The sequence below is a fragment of the Bacteroidota bacterium genome, from assembly GCA_026391695.1.
Lineage (GTDB): Bacteria > Bacteroidota > Bacteroidia > Bacteroidales > JAGONC01 > JAPLDP01.
The window spans coordinates 1-5,696 of record JAPLDP010000007.1 but is presented as its reverse complement, the minus strand read 5'-3'; the positions used below and the strand labels follow the sequence as shown (position 1 = coordinate 5,696).

The following is a 5,696-nucleotide window of genomic DNA, read 5'->3' as shown; positions in this document are numbered from 1 at the left end:
CTGCAAAAAATCACCACGTCAAAGAACGCTGCTGAAATATCTCTAAAAAATCGATTCCCCAATATATAAGGTAGTGCCACGGTTTAGTTCAACACAAAGCACATATCCCGGCAAGCCGGGAAACGATGCTTAATTGTTATGCACTGGCGGTTCTTGTTTCGGTCTGTATGTCTGGCAATTTGTTGGTTCATATTAAACTTGTCATATACGTTTCAATTCTCTTTTCTGTCTGTGTCGCACGTGTGTTGGCGTATTTTAATTTTTTCTTTTTTAGCGTGGGAGAAAAATTTTGAAATTCTTCTCTGGGTGGCAAAGGTGGAAGCTCTTTTGCAATTTTTGGTCTGTGCATTGGCTTGTGCGAATTGCAAATGTGCTTACACCTGTGCGTTGGCTCATTGTTCTTGGAATCTAATTTCAAAGTTTCTATAAAATGCAGTAAATTTCCTATTCGCAAAAAAATCTTCTCCATCGTCAAGGATAAATAGATTACCTAAGTCACGAATTCTTCTTTGAGAATTATTCATTGTCTGTGTTACGAAAAAGATTTTGTAGAATTCTTTTTCCTGATGAGCCTTATCAATTTCATTTCGTGAAATTTCAAAAACATTGTAGTTGTCAGCTTTGCCTTTGACTTCAATGAAATACTTGTTGCCTTCCTTATCAAAATATTCAATATCATAACCTAAGCCGTCTTGTCCTTCTGGGTTAAAACCAGGATGAGTTTTGTAAACTTTACTTGCAAATTTTGAAACCCAAACAATATTATCGTAAAGCGTTTTCAGTTTTTCAAAGACTACCATCTCGGCAACTATGCCAATTAGTTTTTTATTCTGCTCACCTGCTCCTCCGTCAAACCTTTTTCCGCTTCTTCCTCCAGATGTTCCGCCTGTTGATAATGGAACTTCAACATTATTGGTAGAAACTTCTTCAATGTCAGTTTTGGTTTGATTGATAAACTCAATTAAAAATTCCTCCAAATCTTCTTCCTCTTCTGTTGGCTTGTGTCTTTCTGCACTTTGTTTAAGCCACTCTTTAAAATTTTCAGCTAAGAAATCTACCTCGTTAAAATAGAGCAAGCTTCTTCTTTTATTTTCTGCAAGAAATGATTCAAGATTATCATTGGTAAACTCTGTGGAAATTAGTTTACCTTTCAGCAAAGTTAGATTTGTAGAATAAATTTGAACGGGATTGAAAGCTTTATAATCTTTTTGCAAATCATTTTTTACAAACCTCAGAAAGTTGAATTTAGTGTTTAAAGTTTCAAGAAAGTATTCTTCTATATTCAATTCAAGAGTGTACAAAGGAACCGTGAATTCAAAATATATTTTGTAGTTATCAAGGTAGTCCTGATAGTTTGATTGTTTACCACTCTCTTGTGCTGATAAATAGCTATGCAGAATAGCATTGAAGCTCTTTTCAAATTTGTTTTTCAAGTTTGTTAATCCCTTTTTATAGAAATCTCTTAAATCAATTTTTGGAAAAAGATTTTTATTCACTTCTTCAAGTGTCAGCGAAAGCAAATTAAGAAGTTCAATCAACAAGGGGATGTTTGCAGTGTTGCTTGTTTGATGAAAGTTAAAATTGTCTTGAATTTTTTGAATCAACTTTTCTTCAACTTTAAGTTGTGCTGAAAGAGTTGTTATATCAACTTCCTTATTAATATAAACATTTTCTCGGTTACAGATTTCTTTTGCATTGAGAATTGCATCCCAGAATTTTTGATTTGGCGTAAGTTCAGAAGTATTTAGCTTGTCTCTGATTTCATTTACTCTTTCCTCTAAAATGTCATAATCTTTCAGATATTCCTTTTTGTCTAATGTGTTAAGGAATCGGAGTAAATCTGAACTAAATTTTCGTAAATCTCTTTCAAGCAAATTCACAAAAAGCTCACTCATAGATTCAGCAATTTGCTTGTTCCTGTTAGGGTTGTTTGCTTTTGATAAATGAATGTCAAAGTCAGATTCGGTATCTAAAAAATGATTGACTGGAATATTCATTTCGCCTGAATCTCCAACTGAAATCTTAACTTCTAATTTTTCTTTTTCAAAAACCCGAATTGCTTTTAGCTTGTCAAAATAAACATTCATCACTATATCCAATGATGATTCCAATAAAGCTATACATTCAGGTAAGTAGCTAAAGAATGAAAGTAGAGTGTGAGTTTGAATTGCATCCGATTCAATTAATTCTTTTTGAATTGAGTTTGAAAATCGCTTACCAATTTTTCCAGCTATTTTTCCAAATGTGTTTTTATCTCTGTTCGTAAAATGAGGTTGAACTCTTTCCTTGATTGAAACAGGAAGCAAATCATAGTTTGGTTTATCGTCAATGTAGAATATCTGATTTGCTTCTGCCCAAAGAATGTTTTTAGTTGTATCATCAATGCTCAAAAAATATTTTCCCCTCAGTTGAGTTACGCTTTCTGTTTGGTCGTTGTTGTAAAAGAAGTCAACCAACTTGCCAAGAATACGATTGTAGAAGTCAATAAAATCTTTACCAACTGGAATTCTTGTCTCAAATTTTTTATGAATAAGATTGAGAAGTTCTACAAAATTCTTAATAGAATCTCCATCAAGGTGAACTAGTCCTATTGCGTCTATAAAATCTTTTTTTAGTCCAAAATCTATCGGTAAGAGTTTAAGGAATTTTCTTATAACTTGATTGAGTGGCTGTGCGAAATCAAGATATTTTATGCCTACAATTTCATTTACCGAATATGCTTCTTCTTCTCCACTAAATACAATCCATTTTTGAGTAGAAAGAGTTTCGATAAAACTACTTAATTTAACTGTCATATAATCTTCGTTGACATTACGTTCATAGTAGCTTTGACTACTTGAATATTGTAGTTTTGGGATTAAACTTGAAATAATAAATTTCTTATAAATATTCCAGTTTTCAATTATTGAATTAGTAAACCAATGATTATATTTTGAGGGTTCGTCTAATATTCTATCGTTACGGATGTAATATGGTCGTGAAACCAAACCTGAAAAAGTACCTAAAAGTTTATCCCGATTTTCCCTTGCATACAATTTTGTCGGCTTGTCGGCTATGAAAACAGCAGGTATTTCCCAAACGCCAAACTTTATTAGGAAATTTTGTTTTGTAATGGCATTTATTTCTTCCCCTTCCCATTTCAACAAGTTATCATCAATGAAATTTCCATTGGGATATAGTTCTTTTAAGTTTTCTGTCTCAAAGTAAATAGGATTAGTAAGTGGCGATAGCCACTTTATATTTCCTTTTATTGGTAGTAAAATTTTTTCTTTGATTTCTAATTCCGATTTCGTGTCTATCGGCTGTAAATTGAAAATTGCATTCAACAAATCTGTATTGGGAACTGAACCTTTATCAAACAGTTTCAATAGTCGTCTTACAAGTTCGTAGGTATTGAATTCTGTTATTCCTGTCCTGCTTTTCCCCTCTCTGAAATCTGAAATCTTTATGTCTTTATGAATGAAATGAATTTGTTTTTTTATACTTGCTGCTAAGTTAATTGGGTTTCTTCTGCCTCCACCATAAAAAACATCTTCATTACTTGAAACCAATTTCCAATGGTCAGTAAGCAAAACTTTTCTTCCTGTCAAATTTAATTGCTCTTGCTGACTTACATAATTGTAAAGATTTTGAAAAAACTTTATTCTTTTGAGTTTTAACTGTCGCTTGCATTCATTTTCTATTTCCTTAGCAATGTCCTCATAGTTTAAATACGGAACTTTAAATTCTGCTTGCAGCCAGTTAATTACTTCTTTATCGTCTGTGTAGATTAGTTGCTTACCACCAAGTTTTCCGTCAGGAAAAAGTCCTTTATCAAAACCGTCTGCTACTATAACTTCAGTTACTGAAAAATATCTTTGTGTTTGAGTGTCATAAACAAACTTCTGCTTCTTGAGTTCAGCCACAACACAATCATAAAGTACATTTATTTTTGCATCACTGTTCCGTTTAAAGCAAAGGATCCTATTTGTGTTAGCTTTTGTTTCTTTTAAATGCTTCAGCATTTCTTTACCGATAAATTCACCAATTGCAGTAAGTAAAAAATTATTGAGGTGTGAATCTCTTAAAGCAGTTCTCTCTGGATTTACAATAAAATAACTGTGAATAATAAATCTGAACCCCGAACTAATTTGTAAAGGATAAAACAGGTATAGCTTTGCATCTTCAATTGGTTTGAATTGCCCATTTTCAGCTAATTCCAAAACGATATTAATATCAACTTGTGAACTGCTGCTAAAAATATCCTTTTCCTTTCCTTCTAAAGATTGAATTACCTCTTTCGGAATTACAACTTTATTATTTGGCGTAAAGTATCTGAATTTGATACTTGGATTGTCATCTTCTTTAACTTCTATAAATCGTTTCTGAGGGTTTTTGTTTATTGAAAATTGAGTACGAGTTGTTTCGGATTCAAATTGCAAACTCTTAATGTTGCCCAGAAGGATTAATTGTTTTGCTTTTATTTCCGAAAATGCATCAATAATTATTTCTTCTGTGATATTCTCTTTGATTGGCAACTCAATTATAGTCACAACTTCCTTTTTAATTTCATCATCAGAAAGTTTCTCCTCCATAAAATGAGGGAAGTAAAAAAGAGGAACTTGTTCCTCCTTTAGTTTTGAGTCATTGTATTTTGTTAGGGTTAGTTTTCTGTCAAAATATACTGAACCATAACGAGTAATAATCCTTGGAGTTTCTGTTATTTCTTGAACGGACTTAAAACCAATACCTTTAAAGCCGATATAATCTTGACTTTGCTTTGTGCTTTGTCCAATGGTGGTTATACTTTCAATTCCTTTCGTGCTAAATTCTGCTCCAGTATTTGCAATTGAAAGAATATTTCCATTGAGTTTAATGAAAATTTCTCCGTCTTGATTTTTCTCTTTGTTCGCATCTCTCACATTCTGAATCAACTCAAAAAAGTATCTACCTTCGTATGCTTGTTGTAAATATTTCTCCGCCTCGGCAATTGCGCTAAGTCCTCTGAATGGAGTTAGCTTGGAATCGTCAAATAATTTATCTGCTGTTTCTTTAAGATTCATATTACATGAAATGATTTTAGTTCAATGGTATTAATAAAGCGTTGGCAAAATTGGCTCTTTTGGCTTTGCCCTTGCGTTTGCTTGTGCGGTTGGGGGCAAAGACAAATGTGCCAATGTGCTTTGGCAATAGAATTTCAAAATTTTTGTGCGGTGGGATAAAAAATTAAAACACAATAGGGTCGGCAATGAGTGTCGGGAAGTCAGTCCGTCATTTCTATTTTCCCTATCAAGTTTAATATTCAATTTCATTGTCATTTGTCGTGTCGTTGTCTTTTTTCCGCTTGTGCATAGCTGCTCGTTAGCTGTATTTGTGCCATAAAAAATCATTCAATGAATGAACATATCAATTTGTACTAATATTTCCAGTTGATGGCCAATCACAATTTTTTTCTGAAAAAATTGAAAATTTAATCGCATTCTCATAATAAGTATTGAACTTTGGATCAGCATTCATACTTTGTAGTTTGGAAATAATCGAATTCTTATTTCTTTCTCTCCATCTACGTGGCCAATCTAGCCTGAATAATTCATAAATCCAAAATTCGGATAAAAAGCTATACTATTTCCAGGACGAATACAAAAAATTAGGCAAGCTGGGATAATTTGTAAGATATTGATGCAGTTTTTGTTTTGACAAAATTCATTGTTCAGGTG

At 32.6% G+C, this 5,696-nt stretch carries 1 protein-coding gene; it reads right to left on the bottom strand.

The window, feature by feature from the left end:
* Positions 1-392 precede the first annotated feature (392 nt).
* Positions 393-5,042 carry a DUF3883 domain-containing protein gene (locus tag NT175_00140; GenBank protein MCX6233123.1) on the bottom strand — a complete coding sequence of 1,550 codons (4,650 nt, stop codon included), beginning with the start codon at positions 5,040-5,042 and terminating at the stop codon, positions 393-395.
* Positions 5,043-5,696: the final 654 nt, after the last annotated feature.

What these genes read in the sequence shown, in the direction of transcription:
- NT175_00140 (MCX6233123.1), bottom strand. Translation starts at nt 5,042, where the DNA reads ATGAATCTTAAAGAAACAGCAGATAAATTATTTGACGATTCCAAGCTA.